26 protein-coding genes are annotated in these 26,144 nt (G+C 70.6%); 15 read left to right on the top strand and 11 right to left on the bottom strand.

Annotated features, from left to right (window positions below):
• The first annotated feature begins 47 nt into the window (after positions 1-47).
• Entirely contained in the window at positions 48-800 is a 753-nt protein-coding gene (locus ABD224_RS17250; RefSeq protein ID WP_344050706.1) for an amino acid ABC transporter ATP-binding protein, read from the top strand.
• An 87-nt stretch (positions 801-887) separates the two neighbouring features.
• Here the strand turns inward: ABD224_RS17250 and ABD224_RS17245 are convergent, their stop codons facing one another.
• A complete protein-coding gene (locus ABD224_RS17245) occupies positions 888-1,667 on the bottom strand; it encodes a class I SAM-dependent methyltransferase (RefSeq protein ID WP_344050677.1) in 780 nt (259 codons plus the stop codon).
• 101 nt (positions 1,668-1,768) lie between these two features.
• Between ABD224_RS17245 and ABD224_RS17240 the strand changes: the two genes are divergently transcribed.
• Entirely contained in the window at positions 1,769-2,398 is a 630-nt protein-coding gene (locus ABD224_RS17240) for a CGNR zinc finger domain-containing protein (RefSeq protein ID WP_344050675.1), read from the top strand.
• Here the strand turns inward: ABD224_RS17240 and sodX are convergent.
• The gene (gene sodX, locus ABD224_RS17235) at positions 2,302-2,736 is read right to left on the bottom strand and encodes a nickel-type superoxide dismutase maturation protease (RefSeq protein WP_344050673.1); all 435 of its coding nucleotides are present in this window, start codon (positions 2,734-2,736) and stop codon (positions 2,302-2,304) included. The genes ABD224_RS17240 and sodX overlap by 97 nt on opposite strands.
• Before the next feature lie 145 nt (positions 2,737-2,881).
• Between sodX and sodN the strand changes: the two genes are divergently transcribed.
• From sodN to ABD224_RS17220, 3 genes are all read left to right on the top strand, one after another.
• Positions 2,882-3,277, top strand: a complete 396-nt coding sequence (gene sodN, locus ABD224_RS17230) for a superoxide dismutase, Ni (protein ID WP_189795572.1) — start codon at positions 2,882-2,884, stop codon at positions 3,275-3,277.
• A 407-nt stretch (positions 3,278-3,684) separates the two neighbouring features.
• Entirely contained in the window at positions 3,685-4,095 is a 411-nt protein-coding gene (locus tag ABD224_RS17225; protein WP_344050667.1) for a helix-turn-helix transcriptional regulator, read from the top strand.
• Between the two features lie 9 nt (positions 4,096-4,104).
• Positions 4,105-4,527 (top strand): VOC family protein, encoded by a 423-nt coding sequence (locus ABD224_RS17220; protein WP_344050665.1) that lies wholly within the window; start codon positions 4,105-4,107, stop codon positions 4,525-4,527.
• A 352-nt stretch (positions 4,528-4,879) separates the two neighbouring features.
• On the opposite strand, the gene ABD224_RS17215 is transcribed toward ABD224_RS17220, so the two are convergent.
• Together ABD224_RS17215 and ABD224_RS17210 are read right to left on the bottom strand one after the other, a co-directional pair.
• Positions 4,880-6,070, bottom strand: coding sequence for a family 2 encapsulin nanocompartment cargo protein polyprenyl transferase (locus ABD224_RS17215; protein ID WP_344050663.1), 1,191 nt, complete (start codon positions 6,068-6,070; stop codon positions 4,880-4,882).
• A gap of 127 nt (positions 6,071-6,197) precedes the next feature.
• On the bottom strand, positions 6,198-7,604 hold the full coding sequence (locus tag ABD224_RS17210) for a family 2B encapsulin nanocompartment shell protein (RefSeq protein ID WP_344050661.1): 1,407 nt from the start codon (positions 7,602-7,604) through the stop codon (positions 6,198-6,200).
• Positions 7,605-7,792: 188 nt separating this feature from the next.
• On the opposite strand from ABD224_RS17210, the gene ABD224_RS17205 reads away from it, so the two are divergent.
• On the top strand, positions 7,793-8,710 hold the full coding sequence (locus ABD224_RS17205) for a 1-aminocyclopropane-1-carboxylate deaminase/D-cysteine desulfhydrase (RefSeq protein ID WP_344050658.1): 918 nt from the start codon (positions 7,793-7,795) through the stop codon (positions 8,708-8,710).
• 30 nt (positions 8,711-8,740) lie between these two features.
• On the opposite strand, the gene ABD224_RS17200 is transcribed toward ABD224_RS17205, so the two are convergent.
• The gene (locus ABD224_RS17200) at positions 8,741-10,339 is read right to left on the bottom strand and encodes a Na+/H+ antiporter (RefSeq protein WP_344050656.1); all 1,599 of its coding nucleotides are present in this window, start codon (positions 10,337-10,339) and stop codon (positions 8,741-8,743) included.
• An 80-nt stretch (positions 10,340-10,419) separates the two neighbouring features.
• Between ABD224_RS17200 and ABD224_RS17195 the strand changes: the two genes are divergently transcribed.
• The 3 genes from ABD224_RS17195 (at position 10,420) to ABD224_RS17185 (ending at position 12,657) form a co-directional block, all read left to right on the top strand.
• Positions 10,420-10,680: a UBP-type zinc finger domain-containing protein gene (locus tag ABD224_RS17195; protein ID WP_344050654.1), complete on the top strand. Its 261-nt coding sequence runs from the start codon at positions 10,420-10,422 to the stop codon at positions 10,678-10,680.
• Between the two features lie 346 nt (positions 10,681-11,026).
• A complete protein-coding gene (locus ABD224_RS17190; RefSeq protein WP_009190566.1) occupies positions 11,027-11,443 on the top strand; it encodes an ATP-binding protein in 417 nt (138 codons plus the stop codon).
• A gap of 17 nt (positions 11,444-11,460) precedes the next feature.
• On the top strand, positions 11,461-12,657 hold the full coding sequence (locus ABD224_RS17185) for an RNA polymerase sigma factor SigF (protein ID WP_344050651.1): 1,197 nt from the start codon (positions 11,461-11,463) through the stop codon (positions 12,655-12,657).
• 58 nt (positions 12,658-12,715) lie between these two features.
• Here ABD224_RS17185 and ABD224_RS17180 read toward each other — a convergent pair whose 3' ends face one another.
• Complete coding sequence (locus ABD224_RS17180) at positions 12,716-13,174, bottom strand: hypothetical protein (RefSeq protein ID WP_344050649.1); 459 nt, start codon at positions 13,172-13,174, stop codon at positions 12,716-12,718.
• Between the two features lie 115 nt (positions 13,175-13,289).
• On the opposite strand from ABD224_RS17180, the gene ABD224_RS17175 reads away from it, so the two are divergent.
• Both ABD224_RS17175 and ABD224_RS17170 read left to right on the top strand, forming a co-directional pair.
• On the top strand, positions 13,290-14,258 hold the full coding sequence (locus ABD224_RS17175; protein WP_344050647.1) for a diacylglycerol/lipid kinase family protein: 969 nt from the start codon (positions 13,290-13,292) through the stop codon (positions 14,256-14,258).
• Between the two features lie 316 nt (positions 14,259-14,574).
• Positions 14,575-14,832, top strand: coding sequence for a WhiB family transcriptional regulator (locus ABD224_RS17170; RefSeq protein ID WP_344050645.1), 258 nt, complete (start codon positions 14,575-14,577; stop codon positions 14,830-14,832).
• A gap of 180 nt (positions 14,833-15,012) precedes the next feature.
• Here the strand turns inward: ABD224_RS17170 and ABD224_RS17165 are convergent, their stop codons facing one another.
• Positions 15,013-16,488 (bottom strand): sensor histidine kinase, encoded by a 1,476-nt coding sequence (locus ABD224_RS17165; protein ID WP_344050643.1) that lies wholly within the window; start codon positions 16,486-16,488, stop codon positions 15,013-15,015.
• Between the two features lie 742 nt (positions 16,489-17,230).
• Between ABD224_RS17165 and nagB the strand changes: the two genes are divergently transcribed.
• Positions 17,231-18,016 carry a glucosamine-6-phosphate deaminase gene (nagB, locus tag ABD224_RS17160; protein ID WP_344050641.1) on the top strand — a complete coding sequence of 262 codons (786 nt, stop codon included), beginning with the start codon at positions 17,231-17,233 and terminating at the stop codon, positions 18,014-18,016.
• A 151-nt stretch (positions 18,017-18,167) separates the two neighbouring features.
• Here the strand turns inward: nagB and ABD224_RS17155 are convergent, their stop codons facing one another.
• The 4 genes from ABD224_RS17155 to ABD224_RS17140 all read right to left on the bottom strand — a co-directional run bounded on the left by ABD224_RS17155 (position 18,168) and on the right by ABD224_RS17140 (position 22,844).
• Complete coding sequence (locus tag ABD224_RS17155; protein WP_344050639.1) at positions 18,168-19,652, bottom strand: glycoside hydrolase family 3 protein; 1,485 nt, start codon at positions 19,650-19,652, stop codon at positions 18,168-18,170.
• A gap of 9 nt (positions 19,653-19,661) precedes the next feature.
• Complete coding sequence (locus tag ABD224_RS17150) at positions 19,662-20,492, bottom strand: carbohydrate ABC transporter permease (RefSeq protein ID WP_344050637.1); 831 nt, start codon at positions 20,490-20,492, stop codon at positions 19,662-19,664.
• On the bottom strand, positions 20,489-21,475 hold the full coding sequence (locus ABD224_RS17145) for a carbohydrate ABC transporter permease (RefSeq protein WP_344050635.1): 987 nt from the start codon (positions 21,473-21,475) through the stop codon (positions 20,489-20,491). Before ABD224_RS17145 ends, ABD224_RS17150 begins: the two co-directional genes overlap by 4 nt.
• A 94-nt stretch (positions 21,476-21,569) precedes the next feature.
• The gene (locus tag ABD224_RS17140) at positions 21,570-22,844 is read right to left on the bottom strand and encodes an extracellular solute-binding protein (protein WP_344050633.1); all 1,275 of its coding nucleotides are present in this window, start codon (positions 22,842-22,844) and stop codon (positions 21,570-21,572) included.
• 474 nt (positions 22,845-23,318) lie between these two features.
• Here ABD224_RS17140 and ABD224_RS17135 point away from each other — a divergent pair, with 474 nt between their 5' ends.
• The 3 genes from ABD224_RS17135 (at position 23,319) to mctP (ending at position 26,078) form a co-directional block, all read left to right on the top strand.
• On the top strand, positions 23,319-24,083 hold the full coding sequence (locus ABD224_RS17135; protein WP_344050631.1) for a GntR family transcriptional regulator: 765 nt from the start codon (positions 23,319-23,321) through the stop codon (positions 24,081-24,083).
• A 118-nt stretch (positions 24,084-24,201) separates the two neighbouring features.
• A complete protein-coding gene (locus ABD224_RS17130) occupies positions 24,202-24,471 on the top strand; it encodes a DUF3311 domain-containing protein (RefSeq protein WP_344050629.1) in 270 nt (89 codons plus the stop codon).
• Complete coding sequence (gene mctP / locus ABD224_RS17125) at positions 24,468-26,078, top strand: monocarboxylate uptake permease MctP (RefSeq protein ID WP_344050627.1); 1,611 nt, start codon at positions 24,468-24,470, stop codon at positions 26,076-26,078. Before ABD224_RS17130 ends, mctP begins: the two co-directional genes overlap by 4 nt.
• Positions 26,079-26,144: the final 66 nt, after the last annotated feature.

Genomic DNA, 26,144 nt, shown 5'->3' with positions numbered 1-26,144 from the left:
ACAAGCTCCCCCAGCAGGACACCGCCGCGCGCGACGCCTCCGTCCCCATGGTCAGGGCCGAGGGCGTGCACAAGTCCTTCGGCCAGGTCGAGGTGCTCAAGGGCATCGACCTGGAGGTCAAGGCGGGCGAGGTGTTCTGCCTCATCGGCCCCTCCGGCTCCGGCAAGTCGACCTTCCTGCGCTGCATCAACCACCTGGAGAAGATCAACGCCGGCCGGCTGTACGTCGACGGCGAGCTGGTCGGCTACCGGCAGCAGGGCGACAAGCTGTACGAGCTGCGCGACCGTGAGGTCGCCATGAAGCGCCGGAACATCGGCATGGTCTTCCAGCGCTTCAACCTGTTCCCTCACATGACGGCCGTGGAGAACGTCATGGAGGCGCCGGTCCAGGTCAAGGGCATGAACAAGGCCGAGGCCAAGGAACGGGCGATGCAGCTGCTGGAGCGCGTCGGCCTGGCCGACCGCGCGGGGCACTACCCCTCGCAGCTCTCCGGCGGCCAGCAGCAGCGCGTGGCGATCGCCCGGGCCCTGGCCATGGACCCGAAGCTGATGCTGTTCGACGAGCCGACCTCGGCGCTCGACCCGGAGCTGGTCGGTGACGTCCTCGACGTCATGCGCGACCTCGCCGAGTCCGGTATGACGATGGTGGTCGTCACCCACGAGATGGGCTTCGCCCGCGAGGTCGGCGACAGCCTCGTCTTCATGGACGGCGGCGTGGTGGTCGAGTCCGGCAACCCGCGCGAGGTCCTGACGAACCCGCAGCACGAGCGGACGAAGTCGTTCCTGTCGAAGGTGCTGTGAAAGCAGGCGCGTGAAAAGGGCGAAAGGGGCGGTGCGGTCCTGCCGTACCGCCCCTTCGGCTGTCCGTCCGCCGTCCGTCCGCCCCGGCTACTTCAGCGCCAGCAGCAGCGTGTCCGACGGCGAGCACCACACCGGACGGACCTCCGCGAAGCCCCGCTCGCGCAGGACGCGCGCGTGCCAGGCGGGGGAGGGCATCTCACCGTCGGCATGAGCGCCGTAGATCTCGAAGCGGCGGGCCGTCGGCCCGGCGAGGACCGGATCCTTGGCGGCCCGGTCCCACCACTCCGCCCAGTCGAGGGCACCGCTCTGCAGGGCCCGGTCCCTGCGGGCGCGGCTGTAGGCGGCCTCGACGGCGTTGATCCTCGGTGTGCTGTCGTCGACCATGTGGTCGGCGTTCATGAAGACACCGCCGTGGCGGACGAGCCGTGCGACCTGACCGTAGAGGACTTCCAGGGTTTCCCTGCGCAGCCAGTGGAGGGCCGTGGCGGTGAGGACCGCGTCGTACGTGTCGTACGGGAGCCGGGCGGGCCAGTCGGGATCCTTGAGGTCGGCCTCGACGAGGGTCACCCGCCCGTCGCCGGCGAAGGTGCCCCGCGCGATGGTGAGCAGGGCGGGGTCGAGGTCGATCCCGGTGCTGGTGGCCTGGGGGAACCTGTCCAGGAGACGGGCGGTGATGCTGCCGGTGCCGCAGGCGAGGTCGAGGACACGCGGATCGGGTCCGACGAAGGCCTCCACCATGTCGAGCATGATGCGGAAGCGGTCCTCCCGGTCGGGCATGTACCACTCCTGCTGGCGGTCCCAGCTCTCCTGCCAGGCCCGCCAGTCGTCACCGGTTGCGGTGGCGGCCCCCGTGTCCGTGTCCGTCATCGCATGTCCCTCCCTCATGCACGCTGCGTAATACCCTGAAGGCACGACCGGTTGTTACCCGACCACCCCCGACCATAGAGTGCCCTCCGTAAGGACCACAAGTGGAACTGGCCTATTACTCGGACTACGCCGTACGCCTCGTGAACAGCGAGGACCCGGCCCGGGGCAAGGACAGCCTGACCTCGGTCGAGGCCGTCCGGGACCTGTTCGGCGCCAACGCCTCGGCCGCCCGCCGCGCCACCGACGCCGACGTCACCCGCCTCCGCTCGGTGCGGGCCCGGCTGCGCGCGGTCTTCGAGGCGGCCGACACGGGCGACGAGACCCTCGCGGTGGCCCTGCTGAACTCGCTGCTGCTGGAATTCCCGGTGAGCCCGCAGATCTCCGGGCACGACCACCGCGACAAGGACGGCCGCCCGCTGTGGCACCTGCACCTGGCGGACCATCCGTCCAACGCCACGGCCGGCTACGCGGCCATCGCGGCCATGGGCCTGGCGTTCCATCTGACGGAGTACGGCGTCGACCGCCTCGGCCTGTGCGAGGCCCCGCCGTGCCGCAACGCCTACCTGGACACCTCGACCAACCGCTCGCGCCGCTACTGCTCCGACCGCTGCGCGACCCGCGCCAATGTGGCGGCCTACCGCGCCCGCAAGCGCCTGGAGGCCGACCGGTCGGTGAAAACGGGCCTGGCCGCCGACAGCGCCCAGCGCACCAGCGCGAGCGGCGAGCGCTGAGCGGGCTTGCGCGGCCGGTAGCGGAACCGCACCTTGCCCAGGATCAGGTCCTCGGGCACGGTCCCGTAGTCGGTGCTGTCGCCCCCGGCGTGAGGGTTGTCCCCGAGCACCCACCAGCCGCCCTCGCGCAGCTCCGCCGCGCGCTTGACGACCAGCAGGTCCTGCTGGAACGGATGCCGCAGGACCACCACGTCACCCGGCCGGATGCGTGCGCCGTACTGCACCACGAGCCGGTCCCCGTGGTACAGCGTGGGCACCATGGACGGCCCGGTCACCTCGGCCAGGCCGAAGGGCAGTACGGCTCCCCTGCGCTCGCTCCCCTGCCACAGCTCCGGCATTCCCGGCACCTCCCCGGTCCGTTCCTCCACCAATCCCAGTCTCACCCCGGACTTTTGTCCTAAGCCCCGGGGGGCACTCGCCAAAACAGGCCCTGCAAGGAGTAATGTCCCACCTGAGAAGACGATCACGAGGAAGGATTGCTTCATGCTTTCCCGCCTGTTTGCTCCCAAGGTCAAGGTCAGCGCGCACTGCGACCTCCCCTGCGGCGTATACGACCCGGCCCAGGCCCGTATCGAGGCGGAGTCGGTGAAGGCCATCCAGGAGAAGATGGCCGGCAACGACGACCCGCACTTCCAGGCGCGTGCCGCTGTCATCAAGGAGCAGCGCGCCGAGCTTGCGAAGCACCACGTCTCCGTGCTCTGGAGCGACTACTTCAAGGCCCCGCACTTCGAGAAGTACCCGGAGCTGCACCAGCTGGTCAACGACACCCTGAAGGCCCTTTCCGCCGCCAAGGCCTCCACCGACCCGGCCACGGGTCAGAAGGCGCTGGACTACATCGCCCAGATCGACAAGATCTTCTGGGAGACCAAGAAGGCCTGACCTTGAATCACGCCCTCTGACCTGCAATTTCCTTGGTTGCAGCGTCTCCTTGTCCGCACCCGGTCCACAGGCCGCCGCGCACGGCGTCCACAACGGGCCGGGTGCGGTCTTCTCCGCCCCCAAAGGGGTCCCGGCCCGGAGCGGTCCACCCCGCGGCGTACGGCGGAAACCCCCGCCGGCGCCTCCCTCGCTGCCTCGGCGGCGGATCCCGGGTGCCGCACAAGGGCCGAGAGTGCCGTTCTGATGCGGACGCACGCCGTGGGGTCCGACAGGCTGTCAGGTCCCGGCCGTCCGGCAGCTCCTCCACCGCCGGCGGGAAACCCCGGACCCTTCCCGCCGAGCCGGAGCTCTCCCTCCCTCTCCGGCTCTCCGGCCGCTTTGTCCTTGCCCCGTGCCATGCTGACGGGATGACACTCGAAGACCTGGTGCGGCTGCGCCGTGCCCGCGACCGCATGGACCGTGAGTACGCGAAGCCGCTGGACATGGCCGCGCTGGCGCGGACCGCGCTGATGTCGCCGGGGCACTTCCAGCGCAGTTTCCGTGCCGCTTTCGGGGAGACGCCGTACGGGTATCTCATGACCCGGCGCATCGAGCGGGCGAAGGCGCTGCTCAGACGCGGGGACATGAGCGTGACGGAGGTGTGCCTGGCGGTGGGGTGCACCTCGCTGGGGTCGTTCAGCTCGCGGTTCACCAAGCTCGTCGGGGAGACGCCGAGCGCCTACCGGGCCCGGTCGCACGAGGACGGCGCGGTGATTCCGGCGTGCGTGGCCCGGACCTTCACCCGCCCGAGGCGCACAGGACCGCCGCCGGCGCCGTAGCGTGAGGGAATGGACCTCACACTCCACCAGTGCTTCATCGCTGTCGACGACCACGACAAGGCGCTCACCTTCTACCGCGACGTACTGGGGCTGGAAGTCCGCAACGACGTCGAGTTCGAGGGGATGCGGTGGGTGACCGTGGGGTCGCCGCTCCAACCGGACGTGGAGATCGTCCTGGAGCCGCCCGCCGCTCACCCCGACGCCTCCCCCGCCGACAAGGAGGCCATGGCCCGGCTCCTGGCCAAGGGCATGCTCCGCGGGGTCATCTTCAGCACCACCGACTGCGACGCCCTCTTCGCCCGCGTCCGGAAACACGGCGTCGATGTCGTCCAGGAGCCGATGGACCAGCCGTACGGCGTCCGCGACTGCGCGTTCCGGGACCCGGCCGGGAATCTGCTGCGGTTCATGGAACGGCCCCGGGACCGGAGGTGATCCGCGTACGCACCCCCGCGGACGACCCGGCCCGCCGTCGGCGGGGGCCGGCCGGAGCACTCAGTGCTGTCCGCGGTTCGTGAGCCCGGACCGGCGTGGAAGGCCTCGTCCAGCAGTCGTACGGCCGGTTCGCGGTCGCCCTGCCGTGCCGGCCGGATGCCCACGCCCATCCCTCCGGCCCTTCGATTCAGCTCAACTCTCCCTGTTCATGGAGGTGTTGAACCTGGAGGAAAGAGCGGGCCCCGCACATCGTGGGGCAGTGCGGGACCCGCCGGACCGGAAGTCCCGGGCCCGTACGGTGTCAGGAGCCGTACGGGCCCGGTGACTCCGGGGTCTTCCCGGTGGGGCGGGGTCAGCTGGTGCGCCTGGTCACGAACTCGGCCAGGGCCAGCAGGCCGCCCGCGTGCGCGGGGTCGGGGACGGCACGGGCCAGGTCGTCCACGGCCCGGGCCATCCGGTCGGCCGCCTGGGTCTGGGCCCAGTCCCGGCCGCCGGCCCGCTCCACCGCCAGCGCGATGCGCTCCAGTTCCTCTTCTCCTTCCCGTCCTTCCCGGTGGGGCCGGGCGTACAGCTCGGCGAGTTCGGCGGCGGCCGGGGTACCGGAGGTCAGCGCGGCGACCACCGGCAGGGACTTCTTGCGCGCCGCGAGATCGGCACCGGCCGGCTTTCCCGTGCGGGCCGGGTCGCCCCATATGCCGATCACGTCGTCGATCAGCTGGAAGGCGAGCCCCGCCTGCCGTCCGAATGCGTCCAGCGCCTCGGCCTGCTCCTCCCCCGCTCCCCCGTACAGCGCGCCGACGGCGCAGGAACAGCCGAGCAGTGCGCCCGTCTTGGCCTCGGCCATGGCCAGTGCCTCGGCGAGCGTGACCTCACCGGGAGCCCGCTGTTCCAGGGCCGTGTCCGCATGCTGGCCCGCGCACAGTTCGACCACACAGGCCGCGAGCCGGGCGGCGGCCGCCCGGCTCGCCGGATGCCGGTCCTCGGCGAGCAGCCGCAGGGCCAGTGCCTGGAGGGCGTCCCCGGCGAGGATCGCGTCGGTGTCACCGAACACCGTCCAGGCGGTGGGCCGGTGCCGGCGGGTGGTGTCCCGGTCCATCACGTCGTCGTGCAGCAACGTGAAGTTGTGGACCAGTTCCACCGCGGCGGCGGCCCGCGCCGTCCCCGCTCTCGCCTCCGGCCCGCCGAGCGCGGCGGCCGCCGCGAGGACGAGCGCCGGCCTGATCGCCTTGCCCCCGTTGCCCTCGGCCGGTGTGCCGTCCGCGTGCTCCCAGCCGAAGTGGTAGCGCGCGATCCGGCGCATCGGGGCGGGCAGGGTGGCGACCGCCGCCCGTAACTCGGGATCGACCGACTGCCGGGAGCGTTCGAGAATCAGCGCCGCGTCATGCCCGTCGGGCGCCTCCGCCGAACCGTCCGCCGGACTGCCGGCGGCACGGCGCGGGAGGGGCAGACCGGTGGTGTCCTCCGAAGCTCCCGGCCGTTCCGTCATCGCGGGCCGGGACACGGCCGCCGCCCGGTGTGCCGTCTCCGTCATGAACTCAGCCATCCGATCCACCTCCGACCCCCCTCGGAAGAGACCGCGGACGGTGGGACTTCCGCAGCCGCAATGTGGCGCGCACTCCCAGGTGTACCCGGCCCGGCGGGCCGGGACACCGAAAAGGCGGCGCGCGTCGTCAGCGCCAACGGCCGACCTCGACGTTCTCCAGGACGCCCAGCGCGTCCGGCACCAGTACCGCTGCCGAGAAGTAGCTCGTCACCAGGTACTTGATGATCGCCTGCTCGTTGATGCCCATGAACCGCACGGACAGGCTCGGCTCGACCTCGTCGGGAATGCCCCTGGCCCGCAGCCCGATGACCCCCTGGTCGTCCTCGCCGGTGCGCATCGCGATGATCGAGCTGGTCCTGGCCTCGGTGACCGGGATCTTGTTGCACGGGAAGATCGGCACCCCGCGCCAGGTGGGGATGCGGTTGCCGCCCACGTCGATGGTCTCCGGGACCAGTCCCCGCTTGTTCAGCTCGCGGCCGAAGGCGGCGATCGCGCGCGGATGGGCGAGAAAGAGCTTGGTGCCGCGGCGCCGGCTGAGCAGCTCGTCCATGTCGTCGGGGCCCGGCACACCGTCGTGCGGCTGGATCCGCTGGTCGTACTCGCAGTTGTGGAGCAGACCGAAGTCACGGTTGTTGATCAGCTCGTGCTCCTGGCGCTCCTTCAACGCCTCGATGGTCAGCCGGAGCTGCTGCTCCGTCTGGTTCATCGGATGGTTGTAGAGGTCGGCCACGCGTGTGTGGATGCGCAGGACGGTCTGGACGATGCTCAGCTCGTACTCGCGGGGGCGGGGCTCGTAGTCGACGAAGGTGTGCGGGATGTCCGGCTCCCCGGTGTGTCCGGCGGCGAGGTCGACCGCCTTCTCCCCGTAGGCGTTGGCGCGCTGTTCGGGAATCGAGCGCCGCCTCTGGAGATGGGTGCGCAACGACTCGGCGCGGTCGGCGACCTGCTCGAAGTCGTGGCGGGACAGGACGAGGACGGTGCACGGGGTGTCCGCGCGGGCGGTGTACTCCCAGATGGCGTCCGGGTCGAGGAGCACCTGGTCGCCGAAGTACGCGCCGTCGGCGAGGACACCGAGGACCTGGTCGTCGCCGTAGGGACCGGTGCCGACCTTCTGGACCCTGCCGTGCGCCAGCAGGTACACCTCGTCGGCCTGGTTGCCGAACGAGGCGATCACCTGGCCGGCCCCGATCTCCCGCTGCCGGCAGCGCTGGGCGAGTTCCGAGAGCACGTCCTCGTCCTCGTATCCCCGCAGGGCCGGCAGCTCGCCGAGTTCGGCGGGGATGACCTCGACGCGGTCACCGGTCTTCACAAAGGTGATGCGGCCGTCGCCGACGGCATAGGTGAGCCGCCGGTTCACCCGGTAGGTGCCGCCCTGTACGTCGACCCAGGGCAGCATGCGCAGCAGCCAGCGCGAGCTGATCTCCTGCATCTGGGGAACGGACTTGGTGGTGGTGGCCAGGTTCCGCGCGGCCGCGGTGCCGAGGCTCTGCTGAGGCCTGTTCTGCTCCGTGCGGATCTCTTCGCCTACCGTCATGGAGAATTGCCCTCCCGTTCCTGCCCGGCACGTCCGGCGCCGGCATCGATGTGCGGGCACCACCCTTCCACCGCGAAACGTGACTGTGCCATTACCCGAAAGAGCGGGAATGGATCACCGTCGTCCCGGGCAGACATGGGAACTTCCTCCCGGCGGCGGGCGGGTCCGCCGCCCTGGAGAATGGGCCCGTGACCAGCTCCGCCGTCCCCGATCCCGCCGCGCTCTCCCCGCGCCTCCCCTCGCCCCTGCAGGAGCTCGACGACGACCGCTTCGCCCGGCGCGGTCTGCGGCTGCTCCTCAAGCGCGACGACCTGATCCATCCGGAGCTGACGGGCAACAAGTGGCGCAAACTCACGCCGAACCTGAGGGCCGCGGCCGGACGGACGATCGTGACCTTCGGCGGCGCCTGGTCCAACCATCTGCGCGCGACCGCCGCCGCGGGCCGTCTGCTCGGCCTGCGCACGGTCGGTGTGGTCCGCGGGCAGGAGCTCGCCGACCGCCCCCTCAACCCCTCCCTGGCCCGGTGCGCGGCCGACGGGATGCGGCTGCACTTCGTCGACCGGTCGACGTACCGCCGCAAGGCCGAGCCGGAGACGCTCGCCGCCGTCCTGCGCGCCCTCGGGGTCGAGGATCCGTACGTCGTCCCCGAGGGCGGCAGCAACGTCCCCGCCGTACGCGGCTGCCGGGCCCTGGGCGAGGAGCTCGGCGACCGCGCCGACGTCGTCGCCCTGGCCTGCGGCACCGGCGGCACCCTGGCCGGTCTGGCCGCGGGCCTCCCGCCCGGCCGGCGCGTCCTGGGCGTGCCGGTCCTCAAGGGGGGCTTTCTGGCGGCGGACATCCAGGCCCTGCAGGAGCGGGCCTTCGGCGCCCGTCGCGGCACCTGGTGGCTCGACGAACGCTTCCACTTCGGCGGCTTCGCCCGCATCACACCCGAACTCGACGCGTTCGCCGAGGACTTCACCGCCCGGCACGGCGTCCCCGTCGAGTGTCTCTACGTCGCCAAACTGCTGTACGCCCTGGTCGCCCTGGCCGAGGAGGGCGCCTTCGCGCGCGGGACGACGATCGCCGCGGTCGTCACGGGCAGCCCCTTCCCGGAGCGGCCCTGACCCGTGTGCCCGGCTGCTTTCCCGCCCCGCTCACAGGGGCTCCCGGTGGGCGACCGCCTCCTCCAGGTCCAGCCTGCGCAGCAGGGTGCGCAGCATCTCGTCGTCGATGTACCGCTTGTCCCGCAGACGCACGAAGACCTCGCGCTCGGCGCCGATCACCTCCCGGAACAGCCGGCGGTAGGTGTCGTCCGCCGACTCGCCGGTGGCCGGATCGGTCTGGCCGAGGCGTTCCCACACGGAGTTGCGGCGGCGTTCCAGGGCCGCGCGGAGCCGGTCGGCGAGCGGCTGGGGCAGGGCGTTGCGCTCGTCCCTCAGGAGTTCCTCCAGTCGTCGCTCGGCGGCCCGGGAGGCCTGGGCCTGGGCGTTCGCCTCGGTCAGGGTCTCCTGCTGCGGGCTGCGGTGGGGGAACCTCAGCAGACGGATCAGCGGCGGCAGCGTCAGGCCCTGCACCACCAGCGTTCCGATGACCGTGGTGAAGGTCAGGAAGAGCAGCAGATCGCGCTTGGGGAACGGATCGCCGTCGTGCAGCACGGCCGGGATCGAGAAGGCGATGGCCAGGGACACCACGCCTCGCATCCCGGCCCAGGAGGTGACCATCGCGCCCTTCCAGGTGGGGTTCTCCTCCCGCTCGCGGATGCGCCGGAACAGCCCGCGGGGCAGGAACGTCGCCGGATACACCCACACGAACCGGGTGACGACGACCGCCAGGAAGACGGCGATCGCGTACCAGGCGGCCTCGGCGCCCGCGTGCGTCCTCAGAAGGCCCTCCAGGACGACGGGCAGTTGCAGTCCGATGAGGGCGAACACCGAGGACTCCAGGATGAACGCGACCATCTTCCACACCGCCTCCTCCTGGAGCCGGGTGGCGAAGTCGACCTCCCACGCGCGGTGGCCGAGGTAGAGGGCGACCGTGACGACGGCGAGGACACCGGAGGCGCCCAGCTCTTCGGCGACGCCGTAGGCGACGAACGGGATCAGCAGGGAGAGCGTGTTCTGCAGCAGCGGTTCCCTCAGGCGGGTGCGCAGCCAGTGCAGCGGCGCCATCAGCACCAGCCCGACGCCGACGCCGCCGGCGGCCGCGACCAGGAACTCCATGGCGCCCCCGGCCCAGGTCGCGCCCTCGCCGACCGCGGCGGCCACCGCCACCTTGTAGGCGGTGATCGCGGTGGCGTCGTTGAACAGGGACTCCCCCTGCAGGATCGTGGTGACCCGTGAGGGCAGCCCGAGCCGGCGGGCCACCGCCGTCGCCGCGACCGCGTCCGGCGGCGCCACCACCGCGCCCAGCACCAGCGCGGCCGTCAACGGCAGCCCCGGCACGATCAGATACACGGCCCAGCCGACCACGAAGGTCGCGAACAGCACGTATCCGACCGAGAGCAGCGCCACGGCCCGCAGATGCGCGCGCAGGCCGAGATAGGAGCTGTCCCGGGTCGAGGTGTACAGCAGCGGGGGCAGCAGCAGCGGCAGGACCACATCGGGGTCGAGGGTGTAGGCGGGGACCCCGGGGAGGGAGGAGACCGCCAGTCCGGTCGCGACCAGCAGCAAAGGCGCCGGTACGGGGGTGCGCCGGGCGGCCCCGGCCACCGCGGCGCTGCCCGCGACCAGCGACAGCAGCGGCATCACGTCCATCGCCCTCACCCGCCCGTCGTTCTCGCTTCTCTCCGGCTTTTCCGCACAGTTCCCCGCATACCCGTCGTAACCTGGCAACCATGAAACAGTGCACGCACGTCGGCACGCTGCCGCACCCGGAGCCCGCGCCCGCGAGCGAGACCTGTCCGGAGTGCCTGGCGGACGGCACGGATCCGGTGCAGCTGCGGCTGTGCCTGACCTGCGGGCATGTCGCGTGCTGCGACTCCTCGCCGGCACGGCACGCGACCCGGCACCACAAGGAAACGGGGCACCCGGTGATGCGGACCCTCGAGCCCGGCGAGAACTGGCGCTGGTGCTTCGTGGACCACGTGCTCGTGTGACCGCACCCCTGCGGCCCCTGCGACCCGTACAACGACTGCGCCCGTGCAACCGGCTTGTACGGCCACACCCCTGCGGCTGCGCTTCTGCGAGCAAGGCCGCGGCGGTTCGACGATTCGACCGTCCGGTGTCTGGGTACGAGATTCCGGCCCGCGCTGTTCCCCTTTGGGCCCGCAGACCTCTAGCCACGCAGTGTATTCGCGGCTTTACTACGAGTGACAGCGGGGGCTTGGGGTCCCGGGACAGGAATGCCGCGAGCGCGGTAGCGTCACCGCTGAACCATGAACCGCGTTACCCCGGGGGGCGACCCTCGGCCCTGAGAAAGCTTGTACCACCTTGGAGGTGAGGGTGTCCCAGATCGCAGGCGAGCCCGCGGCGAACCAGGACTTCGTGGAGGTCCGGCTGCCGGCTGCGGGTGCCTACCTGTCGGTGCTGCGGACGGCCACAGCCGGTCTCGCGGCCCGCTTGGACTTCACCCTCGACGAGATCGAGGACCTGCGCATCGCGGTGGACGAGGCCTGCGCGATCCTGCTCCAGCAGGCCGTGCCCGGCTCGGTGCTCAGTTGCGTCTTCCGGCTGGTCGACGACTCGCTCGAGGTGACCGTCTCGGCCCCGACCACGGACGGTCACGCGCCCTCGCGGGACACGTTCGCCTGGACCGTCCTGTCCGCGCTCGCGGGCAAGGTCTCCTCCGCCGTGGACGAGGACAAGACCGTGTCGATCAGCCTCTACAAACAGCGCGGCGCGGGACCAGGGCCGGCGTGAGGAACGGGGACGGGCCGGTGCGGGACGAAGAGCACGGCACACGGGAGCTGCCGGCCGAGGGCGGGACGTACGCCCGCACGGACGGGGCCAGGAGCCCGGGTGGTACCACCCCGGGCGGCCCGTCCGTGCCCCGGCGCGCGGCGGGCGGTATCGACGGCATCCCGGAGCAGGCCAGGCCGCACCCGGAGGACGAGCCGTCGGCGGCCGGCCGTACGGGCGGCAGGCGGGCGCGCGGCGGCGCCGTGCGGGGCACGCCCGCACGGGCGCGAGGTGGAGCCGGGGCCGGCCATGAAGGTCCTCCCCTTCACGGGGATTCCCCCCGTTCACGCGAAGACGCGAACGCGGGGAAGGAGGCGGGGGCTCGGGGAAGGGCAACGGGCGGGACGATGAGCGAGCACGAGCGAAACCCCGAGGACGACGGGCAGGGTGTGCCGAGCGTGCACGGCACGCGGCACGGTCCTCAGGACCGCAGTGGCGCACGCGAGATGTTCGTCAGGCTGCGCACGCTGCAGGAGGGCAGCCCGCAGTACGCGGAACTGCGCAACCAGCTGGTCCGCATGCATCTGCCGCTCGTCGAGCATCTCGCGCGCCGTTTCCGCAACCGCGGTGAGCCGCTGGACGACCTGACCCAGGTCGCCACCATCGGTCTGATCAAGTCGGTCGACCGGTTCGACCCGGACCGCGGCGTGGAGTTCTCGACGTACGCGACCCCGACGGTCGTCGGCGAGATCAAGCGGCACTTCCGGGACAAAGGCTGGGCGGTCCGCGTGCCGCGCCGGCTGCAGGAGCTGCGTCTGGCGCTCACCACGGCGACGGCCGAGCTGTCCCAGCTGCACGGCCGCTCCCCCACGGTGCACGAACTGGCCGAGAAGCTGGCCATCTCCGAGGAGGAGGTCCTGGAGGGCCTGGAGTCGGCCAACGCCTACTCCACCCTGTCCCTGGACGTGCCGGACACCGACGACGAGTCCCCGGCGGTCGCCGACACCCTCGGCGCGGAGGACGAGGCGCTGGAGGGCGTGGAGTACCGCGAGTCGCTCAAGCCGCTGCTGGAGGACCTCCCGCCGCGCGAGAAGCGGATCCTGCTGCTGCGCTTCTTCGGCAACATGACCCAGTCGCAGATCGCCCAGGAGGTCGGCATCTCGCAGATGCACGTGTCCCGGCTGCTGGCCCGCACACTGGCCCAGCTGCGGGAGAAGCTGCTGGTGGAGGAGTAGGCGGGCGGCTTTCCCGGGCGGGCCGTGCCGCCCCTGCCGTACGGCTGCCGCCGTCCGGTCACCGCCGTTCGGTCTCCCGGGTGCGGCCCGGACCCTTGATGCCGAGGGCCTGGGTCGTCGCCGGGTTCACGAGCAGCACCAGTGAGGTCACGGCCATGACGGCGAGCGCGATGCCGGCCCAGACGGCCATGCTGTCGGCCTGCAGCAGGCTGTAGGCCACGGGCAGCGCCAGGATCTGCGTGATGACCGCCGGTCCCCGGCTCCAGCCGCGGCGCAGCAGCAGCCCCCGGGCGGCGAGCAGCGGCAGCAGCGCGAGCAGGAGCAGCGTGATGCCGCCGGTGACGCCGCTTCGCCGGTCGCCCCCTCCGCCGGTGATGCCGAGGACGAGCATCCAGATCCCGCCCGCGAGCAGCGCGAGCCCCTCCAGCGCGGACAGCGCCGCCGCACAGGTCAGCCGCCACGGACGCGGGCCGGCGGTGTCCGTGGTCTCCGGGGTGGTCTTCTGCTCGCTGCTCACCCCAGCAGGGTATCCCTCGGGGCGCGGATTCCCGTGTGCGGGCCCGCGGCCGGATCCTTGCCCAATTCCTTCCTGGGTATGGGCCGGGTACTACCCGGTAGGTACGCTGCACCCCATGCGTGGACTTCTCGTGGTCAATCCGGCGGCAACCACCACAAGCGCGCGAACGCGCGATGTGCTGATCCACGCACTCGCCAGCGAGATGAAGCTGGAGGCGGTCACCACCGAGTACCGCGGCCATGCCCGCGACCTGGGCCGGCAGGCCGCGGACAGCGACGACATCGACCTGGTCGTGGCCCTCGGCGGCGACGGCACGGTCAACGAGGTCGTCAACGGCCTGCTGCACCGCGGCCCCGACCCCGAGCGGCTGCCCCGCCTCGCCGTGGTCCCCGGCGGCTCCACCAATGTCTTCGCACGTGCCCTGGGGCTGCCCAACGACGCCGTGGAGGCCACCGGCGCGCTCCTGGACGCCCTGCGCAACGGCAGCGAGCGGACGGTCGGCCTGGGCCTCGCCTCGGGAACGCCGGGCACCGACGACGCGGCCGTCCCGGAGCGCTGGTTCACCTTCAACGCCGGTCTCGGTTTCGACGCGGGCGTGGTCGGACGGGTGGAGCAGCGGCGCGAGCGCGGCAAGAAGTCCACGCACGCCCTGTACGTACGGCAGGTGGTCCGCCAGTTCCTCGGCGAGCCGAACCGGCGGAACGGGACGATCACCCTGGAGCGGCCCGGGGAGGATCCGGTCACCGATCTGGTGGTGGCCATAGTGTCGAACACCTCACCGTGGACGTATTTGGGCAATCGCCCGTTGTATACGTCTCCTAAGGCCTCGTTCGACAAAGGACTTGACGTACTCGGTCTCAGCCGTCTGTCCACCGCCGCGGTTGCCCGGTATGGGGCCCAGTTGCTCACTTCGTCCCCCGAGCGCGGACCCCGGGGCAGGCACGCCGTCTCCCTGCACGACCTGAGCGGCTTCACCTTGCATTCGAAGGTGCCACTGCCCCTTCAGATGGACGGTGACCACCTCGGGCTCCGCAAGAGCGTGACGTTCACAGGCGTTCGCCGTGCACTGCGTGTGATTGTGTGAGTAGAAGGGTCAAAAGTCCTTGCAGTCGAACGTTTAGGCCAGGATCCACCCCATGGAAGTATGGCTGTGACCTAGTCGACACCGAAGAATCAAAAAAAACTTTCCGGAAGGGGTTGTATCCGCAGCCGAGGTTTGCGAGTCTCTACGTGGCGATCGGGACGGCCCGCCACACGGGCCTCGGAGATCACCCGGAATCCCTCTTCAACCCACAGGACCACGCCAGGGAACCTGGTAGTCGGCCCTTCCCTTGTCGAGGGATTCGTGAAAGCGTTCACATTCACAAGCAACCTGCACGACACCAAGAGAGGTAGCAGCCATGGACTGGCGTCACAGCGCCGTTTGCCGCGAGGAAGACCCCGAGCTGTTCTTCCCCATCGGCAACACCGGTCCTGCGCTGCTGCAGATCGAGGAAGCCAAGGCCGTCTGCCGTCGCTGCCCGGTTATCGAGCAGTGCCTGCAGTGGGCGCTCGAGTCCGGCCAGGACTCCGGCGTCTGGGGTGGTCTCAGCGAGGACGAGCGCCGCGCCATGAAGCGCCGCGCCGCTCGCAACCGGGCCCGTCAGGCCTCCGCCTGACCGCGGCCACTCCACTGACAGCCTGAGCTTGGCGGCGCGTACAGCGCGTACGCATTCCCCGCCCCCGAGCCGCAGCGCGCAGTACTCCGGTGCGCACCCGAGCCGCAGCGAGCGACCGACCCCGGACCGCATCCCGGTCCGGGGTCTTTGCCGTGTGCGCCGCCTGTGTGCGTGCGTACGTCACTTGTGCGTCCGCACCGGGATGTCGAGGATCACACGCGTGCCGCGCTCCGGCGCCGGCACCATGTCGAAGGTGCCGCCCAGCTCGCCCTCGACCAGGGTGCGTACGATCTGCAGGCCGAGGTTGCCGGAGCTGTGCACGTCGAAGTCCTCGGGCAGGCCCACCCCGTCGTCCTGGACGGTCACGAGCAGACGGGTCTCGCGCGAGGTGCCGCCACGGACCGCGGAGACCTCCACGGTGCCGGTGTCGCCCTCGCGGAAGCCGTGTTCCAGGGCGTTCTGCAGGATCTCGGTCAGCACCATCGACAGCGGGGTGGCGACCTCGGCGTCCAGGATCCCGAAGCGGCCGCTGCGCCGGCCGGTCACCTTGCCCGGCGAGATCTCGGCGACCATCGCCAGGACCCGGTCGGCGATCTCGTCGAACTCCACCCGCTCGTCCAGGTTCTGCGACAGCGTCTCATGGACGATGGCGATCGATCCGACCCGGCGCACCGCCTCCTCCAGCGCTTCCCGGCCGCGCTCGGAGTCGATGCGCCGGGCCTGGAGCCGGAGCAGGGCCGCCACCGTCTGCAAGTTGTTCTTGACCCGGTGGTGGATCTCCCGGATCGTCGCGTCCTTGGTGATCAACTCCCGCTCGCGGCGGCGCAGTTCGGTGACGTCCCGCAGCAGTACCAGTGAACCGATGCGCGTGCCCTTGGGCTTGAGCGGGATCGCCCGGAACTGGATCACTCCGCCGTTGGCCTCGACCTCGAACTCCCGGGGTGCCCAGCCGCTGGCCTGCTTCACCAGTGCCTCGTCCACCGGGGTCAGGGAGGGGACGAGTTCGGCGGTGGTCTCGCCCAGGTGCTGGCCGACGAGGTCGGAGGCGAGACCGAGGCGGTGGTAGGCGGACAGGGCGTTGGGCGAGGCGTACTGGACGATGCCGTCCGCGTCCAGCCGGATCAGACCGTCGCCGACCCGCGGCGCCACGTCCATGTCGGCCTGCTGGTCCGGGAACGGGAACGCCCCGGCCGCGATCATCTGCGCCAGGTCCGAGGCGCTCTGCAGATACGTCAGCTCAAGACGGCTCGGGGTGCGCACGGTCAGCAGGTTGGTGTTGCGCGCGATGACGCCGATGACGCGGTCCTCCCGCCGTACGGGGATGGACTCGACGCGGACCGGGACCTCCTCGCGCCACTCCGGATCGCCCTCGCGCACGATCCGTCCCTCGTCGAACGCGACGTCCAGCATCGGGCGGCGGCCGCGCGGGACGAGGTGGCCGACCATGTCGTTCTGGTAGGAGGTCGGACCGGTGTTCGGCCGCATCTGGGCGACGGAGACATAGCGGGTGCCGTCGCGGGTGGGGATCCACAGGACCAGGTCGGCGAAGGAGAGGTCGGAGAGCAGCTGCCACTCCGACACCAGCAGATGGAGCCACTCGAGATCGGAGTCGTCGAGGGCGGTGTGCTGGCGGACGAGTTCGTTCATGGAGGGCACGAGTGCGAGCGTACTCGTGCGTTTGCGCGGTTCTGAAACGGTACGGGTGCATACCGCGGTGAACGGCGGCGTACGGCCCCGGCGACCGCGAGAACACCCGCGGGCCGCGGCGCCTGAGAGGGACCCTCAACCCTCCCGGCACCGCAGCCCGGAGCATTATCGGCCGTAGGGTGTGCGGTCCCGACCGGCCGAAGGGCGAGGAACCGGAGCAGTCAGGGCAGAGAACTCCGGATCCCCGGTCCGCCTTCCTGTGCGGAGAAGGCGGAGGCTCATCCGTTCATCCGTTGTGCACGGGCGGTGCCGCGTGCGCTGTTCCGAGACATTGTTGCGAGCATTCTGGACTAGACCACTTGCCCTGTCCATGCGCCGGACAGCGGTTGTTGCGGTTTCTTCATCAGCCGGCCGGACCGGCCCGGACGGGGCGGCCGGCCGCCGTGGCTTCCTGGCGTGCACCACGCAGCCTAGCCCGCCCGGCCCGGCCATGGGACCGGGTGGCCGGGGCATTTTCCGTGCACGCCTCGAGCGCCCCGGTCTCCTTGTGGCGCACGCCGTCGCACACCGGTCGCGCGTCCGCCCCGCGCCGGTGACATGTACGGCTGGAGGGAACGTAGGGTAGATTGGTCTAAACCAGATGCGTGCCGACCCTCGGCAACGGGTCCCGTCGTGCTCTTCCCGGACCCCTCGGACTCCTCCAGTCAGTTCCTCCAGACCCTTCGGTTCTCCTCAGATCGGCAGGCCCAGCGTGGAAGTTGTCATCGTTCCGGATGCCCGAGCGGGCGGCGAGCTCGTCGCGGAGGCCATGGCACAGCTGCTCCGCCGCAAGCCCGACGCCGTGCTCGGGGTGGCCACAGGTTCGACGCCGCTGCCCGTGTACGAGGCTCTGGCGGCCAAGGTGCGCTCCGGCGCCGTGGACGTCTCGCGGGCGCGGATCGCCCAGCTCGACGAGTACGTGGGGCTGCCCGCGGGGCACCCGGAGTCGTACCGCGAGGTCCTGCGGCGCCAGGTGGTGGAGCCCCTCGGCCTCGGGATGGACTCCTTCCTGGGGCCCGACGGCGCCGCGGAGGACATGCAGGCGGAGGCCGAGGCCTACGAGAGGGCGCTCGCCGAGGCCGGCGGCGTGGACCTCCAGCTGCTCGGGATCGGCACGGACGGGCACATCGCGTTCAACGAGCCGTGCTCCTCGCTGTCCTCGCGCACCCGGATCAAGACGCTGACCGAGCAGACCCGCAAGGACAACGCGCGCTTCTTCGGCGGTGACATCGCACAGGTGCCGACGCATGTCATCACCCAGGGCATCGGCACGATCCTCGACGCGCGGCACGTGGTGCTGCTGGCCACGGGCGAGAGCAAGGCCGAGGCGGTCGCGGCGGCCGTCGAGGGGCCGGTCGCCGCCGTCTGCCCGGCCTCGGCCCTGCAGCTCCACCGGCACGCCACGGTCGTCGTCGACGAGGCCGCCGCCTCCAAGCTGAAGCACACCGACTACTTCCGTCACGTCTACGCCAACAAGCCGGCCTGGCAGGGCCTCTGACTCCCGCACGCGCACACGAGGGTGCCGGCCGCCCCGGACGGGGGCCGGCACCTTCGGCGTCGGGCGACGGACCGGGCGAGAAACCGGGAGGGAAACCGGGAGAGAGACGGGAGGAAGGGGAGAAAGTCCGCCCCGCCCTCCCGTGACGCCCTCACACCCCCGCGATGACCTCCGCCGCCGCCCGGCCGCAGACGCGCGCCGCGCCATGGGTGGCGATGTGGAGCAGGGCCCGGGGGGCGGCCTGGGGGACGCCCATCTCCACGACGATCGTGTCGGGGCGGGCGGCGAGGAGGGTGTCGAGGGCGGAGGACATCCACGGGTGGCGGTGCTCGTCGCGGACGACGGCGACCACCCGCCGGTCCCCGGCCGCCTCCAGGACCGCGCGGCCCGCGTCCTCGCCGGAGAAGCTGCCCGTTTGCGTGCCCGGCAGGAGACGGGCGAGCTCGGCGGCCACGCCCCAGGGGGTCTCGTCGCCGACCGCGATGTTGGCGGCCGGGGTGAGGGCGGCGACATAGGGCGGTTCGGTGAGCGGGGTGAAGGTCTCGCCGCCGGTGATCCGCAGCGCGCGCCGGGCCGCCCGCAGACCGATCTCCTCGTCGGCGGGGCCGGCCGCTCCCGAGGGCGCGGAGGCCGTCCAGCGGGCGAGCGCGCGCACCCGTGCGGCCGCGTCCGCCAGCCGCTCCTCGGGCAGCTCACCGGCGCGGACGGCGGTGACGAGGGCGTCCCTGAGGCGCCGTACCGTCTCGTCGTCCGCCAGGCCGCCGCCCACGCAGATCGCGTCGGCGCCGGCCGCGATGGCGAGCACGCTGCCCCGCTCGATGCCGTAGGTGCCGGCGATGGCCCGCATCTCCATGCCGTCGGTGACGATCAGGCCGTCGTAGCCCAGTTCGCCGCGCAGCAGGTCGGTCAGGATCCGGCGGGACAGGGTGGCCGGGCGGTCCGGGTCCAGCGCGGGCACCAGGATGTGCGCGCTCATCACGGCCCTGGTGCCCGCGTCGATCGCCGCGCGGAACGGCGCGAGGTCGCGTTCCCGGAGCACCTGGTGGTCCACGTCGACGCGCGGCAGCGCGTGATGGGAGTCGACCGCGGTGTCCCCGTGCCCGGGGAAGTGCTTGGTGCAGGCGGCGACCCCCGCGGACTGCAGTCCGGTCACATAGGCGGCGGTGTGCCGGGCGACCAGCTCGGGGTCGGCGCCGAAGGAGCGGACCCCGATGACCGGGTTGCCCGGGTTGGAGTTGACGTCGGCGGACGGCGCCCAGTCGAGGTTGACGCCGCACTGTGCGAGCCGCCGCCCCAGCTCCAGGGCCACGCTCCGGGTCAGCTCCACGTCGTCCACCGCGCCGAGCGCGTGGTTGCCGGGGAAGCTGGAGCCGGTGCGCACCTCCAGCCGGGTGACGTCGCCGCCCTCCTCGTCGACGGCGACCAGGACGTCGTCCCGTTCCTGGCGCAGCCGTGCGGTCAGTGCGGCCAGTTGCTCGGGCGAGGTGATGTTGCGGCCGAACAGGCCGACCGAGGCCAGCCCCTCGTTCAGACGGCGCAGCAGCCAGTCGGGGGCCGTGGTCCCGGTGAAGCCGGGCTGGAGGACGGTCAGCGCGTCGCGGGTGAGGGTGTCGGTGCCGCCGGCAAGTGTCGTCATCGGGAGGCGTCATCCCTTCACGGCGCCGGCTGTCAGACCGCCGACGGCCCTGCGCTGCAGGAAGACGAAGAGGACCAGGATCGGGAGGGCGAACAGGGAGGAGGCCGCCATGGTCGCGCCCCAGTCGTCGCCGAACTGGGTCCGGAAGCCGGACAGCCACAGCGGCAGCGTCTTGGCCCCGGCCTCCTTGTTCAGCACCAGGACGAGGGCGAACTCGTTCCAGGCGGTGATGAAGCCGAACAGCGAGGTGGCCATCAGGCCCGGGGCGAGCAGCGGCAGGATGACCCGGCGGAAGGCCTGCACACGGGAGCAGCCGTCGACCATGGCCGCCTCCTCCAGTTCCCTCGGCACGGCGGCGACGAAGCCGCGCAGCGTCAGGAGGGTGAAGGGCAGGATCATCATCGTGTAGAAGAGCGTCAGCGGCACCAGGCTGTTCAGCATCGACGCGTCCCGCACGATCATGTAGATCGCGATGATCATGACTTCCCAGGGCGCCATCTGGGCCAGCATGAAGCCGATGACGAAGCCGCGCCGCCCCTTGAACCGCATCCGGGCCAGGGCGAAGGAACCGGCCAGCGCGATGATCAGCGAGAAGGCGACGGCCAGGACGGTGACGGTCAGCGAGTTGCGGACGTACGTCCAGAAGTGGTCGACGCCGGTCGCGGTCCTGAAGTGCTCGAAGGTGATGTCGACCGGGAACCAGACCGGGTCCTCGGCGATGATGTCGCCGGTCGGCTTGAAGGCCGTGGCGAACATCCAGTACACGGGGAAGACGAAGCCGGCGAACAGGACGACGGCCGTGACATTGGGCCACAGACGGCCGAAGAGCGAGCGCTTCACAGCTCGTCCTCCTCTTGCTTGAGCACGATCCTGAGGTAGTGGGCGGTCAGGCCGAGCAGGATCAGGATGGTCAGGACGGCGATCGCCGCGCCCATGCCGTAGTGCTGGTTGCCGACGCCCTCGACGTAGGCGTAGACGGGCAGGATCTCGGTGAGCCGGTCCGGGCCGCCGCCGTTGATGGCGAAGACCTGCACGAACGCCTTGAAGACCCAGATGATCTCCAGGAAGGTCGTGGCGTAGAGGAACGGCCGCAGAAACGGCAGGGTGACCGTGGTGAAGCTCCGCCAGGCGCCGGCGCCGTCGAGGGCCGCGGCCTCGTACAGCTCGGCGGGGATGGTGGTGGTCGCCGCGTACAGGTTGATCGCGACGAACGGGATGGACTGCCACACGATCAGCACGACGATGACGAAGAACGTCGACATCTGGCTGCTGGTCCAGCTGTAGTCGGCCATCGCGTGCCAGCCGAGCCTGTCCAGCACCCAGTTGACCACGCCGAAGCGCTGGGCGAACAGCCACTGGTAGACGGTGGTCGCCGCGATCACGGGCATCGCCCAGGCCAGCACGAGGCCGATCATCAGGGTGACCCGCATCCGCCTGCCGAGGCGGGCGAGCAGCAGGCCGACCAGCGTCCCCAGGACCATGATCAGGACGACGTTGACCGCCGTGAACAGGATCGAGCGCAGAGTGACCCGCCAGAAGTCCTCGCTGGTGAGGGCCTCCTGGTAGTTGTCGATGCCGTTCCACTCGGTGACGTGCTGGATCAGCTGCGTCATGTTGAGGTTCTGGAACGACAGCAGGAAGTCCTTCAGCAGCGGCCAGCCGAGCAGCAGCACGGTGGCCGCGCAGGCGGGCAGCAGCAACAGGTACGGGGCGAGTGCTCCGGCCCGCGGCACGGCGCGCGGTCCGGGCCTGCCGGGGGCCCCGTCGTCCCCCTTGCGGACGTCCGCCGTCCCGGAGGGCGGCCGTTCGATCTGCACGGTCATGCTCGCGATCTCTCTTCTCGGCCTGTGTACGTCGACCGCACACGGGCGCCGGGGCGGGCCGGCGTACGACGGCCCGCCCCGGCTCGTCCGGGTGCTACTGCTTCTGCGCCAGGCGCTTGTTGAACTCGCCCTCGACCTGCTTGGCGGCCTCGGCCGGGGACTTTCCGTTCAGCACGGCGGTCATGTAGGCCTTGATCGGGTTCGGCTCGTTCTCCACCGCGGCCCACTCCGGGATCAGCGGCGTGGTGCCGCCTCCCGCGGCGGCCGGGGCGGCGGCCTCGGCGGCGGGGTTGCCCTTGAGGTGGCTCTGCAGCGACTCCTTGTTCGGGATGACGCCGTTCTCCTCGGCCAGCCGGCCCTCGAACTCGTCGGACAGGGCGATCTTCAGGAACTCCTTGGCGAGCTCCTGCTTCTTGCTGCCCGCGGCGACGGCGAGGTTGGAGCCGCCGAGGAAGACGCCCTCGGGCCTGTCGGCCGTGGCACCCGGGATGGTGAAGTAGCCGATGTCCTTCTCCAGCTCCGGGTTGGCCTTGACGGCGATGCCGGCCTCCCAGCCCATGCCGATGATCGCGCCGACCTTGCCCTTGGCGAAGACCTCGCCCTGCTGCGGGGTGGCCTCGTCCTTGTCCTTGGGGGCCTTGGACAGGGCCTGGAACTTCTTGTAGGTCTCCATGGCGGCGGCGACCTTGGGGTCGTCGAGGTTGGAGACGTACGTGTCGCCTTCCTTCCTCACCAGCTCGCCGCCCTCGCCGATCACCAGGCCGACGAAGTGGTACCAGTTCTGGCCGGGCAGGTAGATCGGCTCGGCGTCGGTCTTCTCACCGATCTGCTTGAGCGCCGCGTAGAACTCGTCGCGGGTCCTGGGGACGTCCTTGATGCCGGCCTCGGCCCAGATCTTCTTGTTGTAGAGGACGACGCGGTTGGCGAAGTACCACGGTGCCGCGTACTGCTTGCCCTCGTAGACGGCGGACTTGTTGAGGGACTCGGTCCAGTCGGCGCCGATGGAGGCCTTCAGGTCCGCGAGATCGGCGAGGCCGCCGGTCTTGGCGTAGGCCGGGGTCTGGGTGTTGCCGATCTCGAAGACGTCCGGCGGGTTCTCCTCGGACAGGGCCGTGGTCAGCTTCTGCTGGATGCCGTTCCACTGCTGGATCTCGAACTTGACCTTCGCCTTGGTCTTGGCCTCGAAGGCCGCGGCGACGTCCTTCTGCCACTTGTCCGGGGAGGAGCCGTCCATCACCCACACCGTGAGCGTCTGGCCGGCGTAGCCGTCCTTGGCCTTGCCTCCCCCGTCGCCGCTGTCGCCGCCGCACGCCGCGATGGAGACCATCATGCCCGCGATACCGATCGCGGCAATCAGCTTGCGCTTCACGCCACCCTCCTCAGGGATGCCACAAACCCCCCTGCCTTCCCGCGGTTGAGCGACATACGAGCGTCGGCGCATCACCGCCCGTGGGGCCGGGTCCTGGACCAATGGTGTAGACCAGTAGGGGGAGCTTGGCTTAGACCAATAGGGCTGTCAAGGGTGCGCAAGCGGGCACGAGAAGCCCGTTATGGGACCGCGATATGCAGGGACCTTTCATTGCCCGACCGGCACCCGACCGGCCCGGACGGACGCCCTCGTTCCCCTGGACCACCGGCCGCCGCCTCCCGCCCGCGGCCCGTCCGCCGCCGTGGACCACCGGCCCCGTACCGGGGGATGGACTAGACCAACCGGGGTCACGGCGGTATACAGAGAAGATCACGGAGCGTGCGGGTGGACCACCGCGCACCGAGCCGTGCCACGATGTGAGCCGTGGCCGATGGGATGTCGGTCGCTTCGGCACAGGAGCCGGGAAGGCAGAGCATGAGCACCGACGTCAGCAGTGCGGAGAACGAGGGTGGGACGACCGTCCGTACCGCGCGTGTGCCCAAGTACTACCGTCTGAAGAAGCACCTGCTCGACATGACGGAGACCCAGGCGCCCGGTACGCCGGTCCCGCCCGAGCGGACGCTGGCGGCCGAGTTCGACACCTCGCGCACCACCGTGCGCCAGGCCCTGCAGGAACTGGTCGTCGAGGGCCGGCTGGAGCGCATCCAGGGCAAGGGCACCTTCGTCGCCAAACCGAAGGTCTCCCAGATCCTGCAACTCACCTCCTACACCGAGGACATGCGCGCCCAGGGCCTGGAGCCGACCTCGCAGCTCCTCGACATCGGCTACATCACCGCCGACGACCGGCTCGCGAACCTGCTGGACATCGCCACCGGCGGACGCGTCCTGCGCATCGAGCGGCTGCGCATGGCCAACGGCGAGCCCATGGCCATCGAGACCACGCATCTGTCGGCCAAGCGCTTCCCGGCGCTGCGCCGCAGCCTGACGAAGTACACCTCCCTCTACACCGCCCTCGCCGAGGTCTACGACGTCCATCTCGCCGAGGCCGAGGAGACCATCGAGACCGCACTGGCCACTCCGCGCGAGGCGGGCCTGCTCGGCACCGACGTGGGCCTGCCGATGCTGCTGCTCTCCCGGCACTCGCTGGACCAGGAGGGCCGGCCGGTGGAGTGGGTGCGGTCGGTGTACCGCGGGGACCGCTACAAGTTCGTGGCCCGGCTCAAGCGGCCCGCCGACTGAGGCGGGCGGTCACCGTCCGGCTCAAGACAACTGTGAACAAGGGGTTCCGTTCCCTCGGCACCGTGACCTAGATTTCCTGCGCACTTTGCCGGTGACCTGCGAGGGAGCGGAGCCGCACATGTCAGACGTCCCAGGATTCGGCAGAGGGGTGGTGACCCCCGCGCGGGTGGTCATCGGCCTCTGCCTCGTCGCACCGTTCGTGGCGATGCTGTGGGTCGGTTCGTACGCCAAGACCGACCCCGTGCTCATCGGGATCCCGTTCTTCTACTGGTACCAGATGCTGTGGGTGATCATCTCCACGGCGCTGACGATGGTCGCCTACAAGCTGTGGCAGCGTGACCAGCGCGACCGCGCCACCCGGTCCGAGGACGGAGGCGCGTCGAAGTGAAGGACGGCGTCAACGGCGTCGCGCTCGGCGTCTGCATCTTCTTCTTCCTGCTCGTCACCGTCATGGGCTTCATGGCCGCCCGCTGGCGCAAGGCCGAGAACGAGCACACTCTCGACGAGTGGGGGCTGGGAGGACGGTCGTTCGGCACCTGGATCACCTGGTTCCTGCTCGGCGGCGACCTGTACACGGCGTACACCTTCGTGGCCGTGCCCGCGGCGATCTACGCGACCGGCGCGGCCGGCTTCTTCGCGGTGCCGTACACGATCCTGGTGTACCCGTTGATCTTCACGTTCCTGCCGCGGCTGTGGTCGGTGTCCCACCGGCACGGGTACGTGACGACCTCGGACTTCGTCCGCGGCCGGTTCGGCTCCAAGAGCCTGTCGCTGGCGATGGCGCTCACCGGCATCCTCGCCACCATGCCGTACATCGCGCTCCAACTCGTCGGCATCCAGGCGGTGCTGGACGTGATGGGCGTCGGCGGCGGCGACAGCACCCACTGGTTCGTGAAGGACCTGCCGCTGCTGCTCGCCTTCGGTGTGCTGGCGGCGTACACCTACTCGTCGGGGCTGCGTGCGCCCGCGCTGATCGCGTTCGTGAAGGACACCCTCATCTACCTCGTCATCGCGGTCGCGATCATCTACATCCCGATCAAGCTGGGCGGCTTCCACGACGTGTTCGCCAAGGCGGGCGAGAAGTACGCCGAGGCGGGGGCGGGCGGTCTGGTGCCGGCACCGGCCGGCCAGTGGACGTACGCCACGCTGGCCCTGGGCTCCGCGCTCGCGCTGTTCATGTACCCGCACTCGATCACCGCGACGCTGTCCTCGCGCAGCCGTGAGGTGATCCGCCGCAACACCACCATCCTGCCGCTGTACTCGCTGATGCTGGGCATGCTCGCTCTGCTGGGCTTCATGGCCATCGCGGCCGGGGTGAAGGTGGACAACGGCCAGCTCGCCATTCCGCAGCTGTTCGAGAACATGTTCCCGGACTGGTTCGCGGGCGTGGCGTTCGCGGCGATCGGCATCGGTGCGCTGGTGCCCGCGGCGATCATGTCGATCGCCGCCGCGAACCTGTTCACCCGCAACGTCTACAAGGACTTCATCAGGCCGAACGCCACGGCCGAGGAGGAGACCCGGGTCTCCAAGATCGTGTCGCTGCTGGTGAAGGTGGGCGCGCTGGTCTTCGTGCTGGCCATGGACAAGACGGTCGCCATCAACTTCCAGCTGCTCGGCGGCATCTGGATCCTGCAGACCTTCCCGGCCCTGGTCGGCGGTCTGTTCACCCGCTGGTTCCACCGCTGGGCGCTGCTGGCGGGCTGGGCGGTCGGCATGGTCTACGGCACGGTCGCGGCCTACGGGGTCGCCTCGCCGACGCAGAAGCACTTCGGCGGTTCGGCGAAGGAGATCCCGGGCATCGGCGAGGTCGGCTACATCGGTCTGACGGCGTTCGTGCTCAATGCGGCCGTCGTGGTGGTCCTGACGGTCGTTCTGAGGGCGGTCAAGGCGCCCGAGGGCACCGACGAGACCAAGCCGGAGGACTACACGGCGGACGCGGGCGACCCGGGGGTCGAGGTGGAACTCCCGCCGGCCACCGCGGGAGCCGCCCGCTGAGGAACGGGTGTGACGCGGGCCGCCGGTTCTCCTCCGGCGGCCCGCTGTCGTATCCGTGCGGCACAC

It is taken from the genome of Streptomyces thermoalcalitolerans (assembly GCF_039525155.1).
GTDB classification, from domain to species: domain Bacteria; phylum Actinomycetota; class Actinomycetes; order Streptomycetales; family Streptomycetaceae; genus Streptomyces; species Streptomyces thermovulgaris.
Note: the sequence above shows the minus strand (reverse complement) of the source record. Positions and strands in the feature narration are given on the sequence as shown.